4 protein-coding genes and 1 pseudogene are annotated in these 4,086 nt (G+C 71.7%); 2 read left to right on the forward strand and 3 right to left on the reverse strand.

From position 1 onward, the window contains the following. The coding region (locus B3S45_RS09720; protein ID WP_286720180.1) for an alpha/beta fold hydrolase at positions 1-649 on the forward strand (649 nt) is incomplete at its 5' end. A 170-nt stretch (positions 650-819) separates the two neighbouring features. Continuing rightward, the gene (locus tag B3S45_RS09725) at positions 820-1,425 is read left to right on the forward strand and encodes a hypothetical protein (RefSeq protein WP_286720183.1); all 606 of its coding nucleotides are present in this window, start codon (positions 820-822) and stop codon (positions 1,423-1,425) included. A 5-nt stretch (positions 1,426-1,430) separates the two neighbouring features. Here the strand turns inward: B3S45_RS09725 and B3S45_RS09730 are convergent, their stop codons facing one another. From B3S45_RS09730 to B3S45_RS09740, 3 genes and pseudogenes are all read right to left on the reverse strand, one after another. After that, positions 1,431-1,835, reverse strand: coding sequence for an alpha/beta fold hydrolase (locus tag B3S45_RS09730; protein ID WP_286720184.1), 405 nt, complete (start codon positions 1,833-1,835; stop codon positions 1,431-1,433). A 246-nt stretch (positions 1,836-2,081) separates the two neighbouring features. Continuing rightward, on the reverse strand, positions 2,082-3,464 hold the full coding sequence (locus B3S45_RS09735; RefSeq protein ID WP_286720187.1) for an NtaA/DmoA family FMN-dependent monooxygenase: 1,383 nt from the start codon (positions 3,462-3,464) through the stop codon (positions 2,082-2,084). Then, a pseudogene (locus tag B3S45_RS09740) lies at positions 3,461-4,086 on the reverse strand (LLM class flavin-dependent oxidoreductase); the annotation flags it as partial. The gene B3S45_RS09735 and the pseudogene B3S45_RS09740, both read right to left, overlap by 4 nt.

Consider the following 4,086-nt stretch of genomic DNA (forward strand, 5'->3'; position numbering starts at 1 on the left):
CAACTGGGTGAACACCGGCTGGGTGCGCGACCTCACCAGCGACGGATTCCGCGTTCTCGCCCTCGACCAGCGCGGCCACGGGGCCAGCGACAAGCCCCACGAGTCGCGTGAGTATGCGCTCGCGGCCCTCGCCCGCGACGTCGAGACGGTCCTCGACACCTACCTCGTCGACACCGTCGCGTACGTCGGCTACTCCCTCGGCGCTCGTGTCGGCTGGGAGGTCGCTCGGGATCTTCCGGGGCGGATCGAGCGGGTGGTGCTGGGCGGCGTTCCCGACGGGGTGCCGCTGAGCAAGCTCGACCTCGATCAGGCGCGGGCCTACGTGCGCGAGGGCGCAGCGGTGACGGATGAGCGCACGCAGCAGTACATCGGCCTGATCGAACGGGTCGGCGGCAACGACCTCGAGGCTCTGCTCGCGATCGCCGAGGGGCTGCGCGCCTCGGGCGCCGCCGACCCGGACCCGACGGCGGCGCCCACCCAGCCCGTGCTGATCGCGACCGGCTCCCGCGACGCCATCCTCGAGGGCTCGAAGGCGCTCGCCGCCGCGTGCCCGCAGGGCCGGTTCGTCGAGATCCCGAACCGTCATCACTTCAACGCGCCGGGCTCGCGGGATTTCCGCGCCGCCGCGCGCGAGTTCCTCGCCGGCTGATTCGCCGAGATCCCCCCGCACGCGAAACGCTCCGGGCGCGCGTCGGTAGATGCACGCCCCACTCCGGTGGCCGCATCATGGGCGGTTCCTCCATGGCCGGCGGCTGCCCGCAGACGTAGTTTCGGCAGGTACCTGCCCCTTCGTGGGTCTGCGATGTTCCGGGAGGATCGATGCCGATCAACAGCCGTCTGCAGGGCCTGCGCGACCACACGCCAGAGGAGCGCCGACGGCGGGTCGTGGAGGGAGCGGGGCTGCCGGCCGACGCGCTGGATCCCCTCGGCATCGGCGGTGGCCTCACCCTCGAACAGGCCGATCACATGATCGAGAACGTCGTGGGGACCATGGCGATCCCGGTGGGTGTCGCCACGAACTTCCACATCGACGGGGTCGACCGGCTCGTGCCGATGGCCACCGAGGAGCCGAGCGTGGTGGCCGCCGCCTCCAACGCGGCGCGCATGGCGCGCGGGCACGGCGGCTTCCGCACCTCGCACACCGGCGACGTGATGGCCGCGCAGATCCAGATCCTCGACGCGGTCGATCCCGAGGGCGTGCGGATGCGCGTGCTCGAGGCCCGCGACGAGCTCGTCGCCCTCGCCAACGACCAGGACCCGGTCCTGGTGCAGTTCGGCGGCGGCGCGCGGGACGTGACCGCGCGGGTGATCTCCACGCGCGTCGGTCCCCAGGTGATCGTGCACCTGCACGTCGGCCGCACGATCGTGACCGCCCTCGATCCCGACGACGCGGTGCTGGCGACGGCCGAGGTCGGATGGGCCTGACGGCCTCAGCGCGGCACATGCTGCGCGGGCGCATCCGCCCCCAGGCTCAGCACGCGCTCGGGATGCTCGATCGCCGCGGTCTGGGCCATCATCCCGCCCATCGAGTGCCCGACGAGGTGCGCGGCGGTGATGTCGAGCTCATCCAGCACGCGCACCACGTCGTCCGCCATGTCGGAGAGGTCGTAGCCGCCGTCGATCTCTTCGTCGCCGCCGAAGCGCTGCGACAGTCCGGTGTCGCGGTTGTCCATGCGCACGACGTGAAAGCCCTCCGCCACGAGCAGTTCGACGAGCCGGTCGTCCCAGCTGATCAGCTGCGCGCCGCCCCCGGAGATGAGTACGATCGCCGGATCCGCCGGATTCCCCTCGGTCTCGAAGTAGATCGAGACATCGTCGACGCGGGTATAGGGCATCCGACGAATCTACCCAGCCTCGCCACCCCGCGGAACGTGCTGCCACCCCATGCCTTCGTCCGGCATATGTGCTCGCGGCACAGTGGGCGCGTGGGCAGTGGGCGCGCAGGGGCGACTCCGCGACGCAGCCCTTCCCACCGAGCCACCCCCTTTTCGCCGAGCCACCCCTTTCCGCCGCGACGAAACGGGGCCGTTCGGTGGGAAAGGGCCGGTTCGGATGCGGCCGTGCCGTCGCCGGCTCGGGACTCAGTCCGCCAGCACCGGATGCGCGTCGCCGAGGCGGTCGTGGCCCGGGCGCTCGGTCACGCGGGAGCGCAACGTGTTCCCCGGTGTGCCTGCGCGCAGCCGGCCGCGCTCGCGGAGGATCGGCATGACGAGGCGGCCGAAGTCCTCGAGGTCGGCCGGCTCGAACACCGGCTCGAGGAGGAACCCGTCGAGATCGGTCTCGGCAGCGAGGTGCTCGATCGCGTCGGCGACCTGCACCGGGTCTCCCACGACGCGGAACCCGCGCGTGCCGCGTCCGCGCAGCTGGTCGAGGATCTCCCGCACGGTCGGGGCGTTCTCGCCGAGGAAGCGCTCGATGTTGCTCGTGCCCATCTGCCCGACCGGGCCGCCCTGCTCGAGCACCTGGTGAAGGGTCTTGTCGGGGTCGAGGGCGAGCAGGTCGATGCCGGTGTTGCCGGCGTAGAGGGATGCGACGATCTCGTCGGTCTGCATCGCATCGAACTCGGACTCGTAGCGCTTCGCGTCGGCCTCGGTCTCGCCGACGAAGACGGTGAGCCCGGCCATGAGCTTCACGCCGCGCGGGTCGCGCCCGCGCTCGGCGGCCAGGCGCCGGATGTCGGCCACGGCGGCAGCGGTACGCGGCGGCGTGGTGGCCTGCACGAACACGCACTCGGCGTTGCGCGCGGCGAAGGCGCGCCCGGCGGGCGAGGTGCCGGCCTGGAACAGCACCGGCGTGCGCTGCGGCGAGGGCGGGGCGCCGAAGTAGCCGCGCGAGCGGTAGTGCTCGCCCTCGAAGACGACCGGATGCACGCCCTCGCGCCGCGCATACACGCCGGCGTCGCGATCCGCGACGCGGGCGTCGTCATCCCACCCCTGCTCCCACAGGCGCGCGGCGAGCTCCACGTACTCGGATGCCATGGCGTAGCGCGTGTCGTGGGGCACGATCTCGTCCTGCCCGAACACGTCCGCGACGGCGTTCTGGGAGGCGCCGGTGACGATGTTCCATCCGACCCGTCCGCCGGTGAGGTGGTCGAGGGTCGCGAAGCGTCGCGCCAGCTGTGCGGGATGCTCCAGCCCGGTCGACATGGTCACCACGAACCCCAGGGTGTCGGTGTGCTGGGCGAGCAGCGGAAGCAGGTAGTCGGGGTCGATGGCGGAGAAGTTGATGCCCTTGGTGGCCGCGATCTCCGGCAGATCGGCGTCGACGAGCGGATACCCGTAGCCGCCCGCGAAGAAGAGGAAGTCGAAGCCTGCGTCCTCCAGGACCCGGGCGATGTGGATCCAGTGCTGCGGATCGAGGAAATCGGCGCTGCGGCTGCGCGGGTGCGCCCAGCTGAACGTGCCGCCCACCTGCGGTGCGGTCACTTCAAACACGCCGAAGTGCAGGGTCTTCGCGTCGGTCATGCGTGCACCGCCACCCGTCGATGCGCCGCCCCCGGATGGGTGTCGGCCAGACGCGGCCCCGCACCGAGCAGCCGCTCTCGCAGGGTCACCTTGGGGTTCTCGGCGGCGACGAGTCCGCGGGTGCGCAGTTCGGGCATGACGAGGTCGAGGAAGGAGTCGAAGGTGCCGGTGTGGTCGGGCTGCACGAGGAACCCGTCGGCGCCGGTGTCCGCGATGGCGCGCTCGGCCGCGTCGACGACCTCCGCCGGGGTGCCGACGAACGGCGTGCCCATGACGGAGTTGCGCTGGAACTCCTCCAGGATCTCGCGCACCGTCGGCGCATCCGGACCGGTGAAGCGCTCGATGTTCGTGCGTCCGGTCTGCGAGCTCGACACCGCAGCGGGGTCGAGCGGCCGGTCGGGGTTCATGCCGGACAGATCCAGCCCGGTGTAGAACGCGTACGCGGCCGCGGCGTCGTCGAGCGAGCGCGCCTCGGTGACCCGTCGCTGGATATCGCGCGCGCCCTCCGCGGTCTCGGCGACGATGAACGTGCCCGCGATGAGGCACGTGACCGACTCCGGGTCGCGGCCGTAGCCCTCGGCGCGGCGGCGGATGTCGGTGATCTGGGAAGCCATCGCCGGGA

Source organism: Microbacterium sp. UBA1612, from assembly GCF_002321605.1.
Classification (GTDB): Bacteria; Actinomycetota; Actinomycetes; order Actinomycetales; family Microbacteriaceae; genus Microbacterium; species Microbacterium luteum.

Coding starts and splice junctions, on each gene's coding strand:
- B3S45_RS09735 (WP_286720187.1), bottom strand. CDS start 3,464: ATGACCGACGCGAAGACCCTGCACTTCGGCGTGTTTGAAGTGACCGCA.
- B3S45_RS09730 (WP_286720184.1), bottom strand. CDS start 1,835: ATGCCCTATACCCGCGTCGACGATGTCTCGATCTACTTCGAGACCGAG.
- B3S45_RS09725 (WP_286720183.1), top strand. CDS start 820: ATGCCGATCAACAGCCGTCTGCAGGGCCTGCGCGACCACACGCCAGAG.